A 1,024-nucleotide genomic window follows, 5' to 3' on the forward strand; every position below is an offset into this window, starting at 1 on the left:
AGTAGCTCGATAACGCTCTTATGATTTCCAAGCGGCAGGGTAACAATCAAGGCATTATTCATATGGATGACAGTCCCCCGAAACTCCAGCCGTGCCATGGTTTCTTCGCCGGATCGACTCAATAGCGGAGTCTTTTTACACGGGGTCGTGCAATCCACGTAAGAGATCCTGCCTATCTTGGATGACCTGCCCTGACCCGAGGCCAAAGTGACTGGTGCCAGTGCTTCCACGAAGCGCTGATGCAGGGCAAAAATCAGCTCATGAACACTTCGAACCTGCTCAGCCTCACCGGGATTGAGTGCCTGAAGAGAGGATTGCAGTTGCTGGCAGGCTGCCACCCACTGGCAAAACTCTCTCCGGGATACCCGCCCTTCTTCAGCGGCTTGCATGGGCAAAACGATACTCTCTAACCTGGATTGAATGGTTTCTTTCAGCGTCCCGAACCGGTTGCCAAGTTCCGGAAATTCATCCCGCAATGACTGAACCTCGCGCGAACAGCTTTTACCGGCCAGCTGCAGAAAGGCTTCGTAACCCTCCAACATTTCTTCAGCCCCATAAATCAGCCGGTTTACGTTGTCCCTGGTCTCTTCCAGTAGCTTTGCTCGTTGCGGTGACATGCTCAGTTTTATCGGGTTCGCCAGACAACCCAGTCCACCGCCGGGGGCAAAAAACGACAACAGGAGGGCATTTTGATCTGTGAGCCAGCGAAAACAGCTGGCGACGTGACGTAATAAGCATCTATGTAGGGGAGCCAATTCACGCTTTGACGGGACGGCTTTCGCTAACGGCTCGTCAGAAAAGGCAGAGGACAGGCTTCTGTGACTGACCAGTTTTTCGGTCATGTCACCGGCAACAATAAAGGCTCCGGGCTGCCCGTTAAAGCGGGCGCAGGCCAGTGTCGCCTGTTGGCCTTCCTGAGCGGCCATTGCTGCAAACTGTTCACCGGCCAGCATTAAGGTTTTTTCCTCCTGTCTCATAAGGATCGCCACATGATCATTGAATCCTCCTTCGGCAAAAACAAAAC

1 protein-coding gene is annotated in these 1,024 nt (G+C 53.2%); it reads right to left on the reverse strand.

What is annotated here, in order from left to right:
• A partial coding sequence (locus KDK18_RS10925; protein WP_257254931.1) for a hypothetical protein occupies positions 1 to 977 on the reverse strand: 977 nt, incomplete at its 3' end.
• Positions 978 to 1,024 lie beyond the last annotated feature (47 nt).

Source organism: Endozoicomonas sp. SESOKO3 (genome assembly GCF_024606255.1).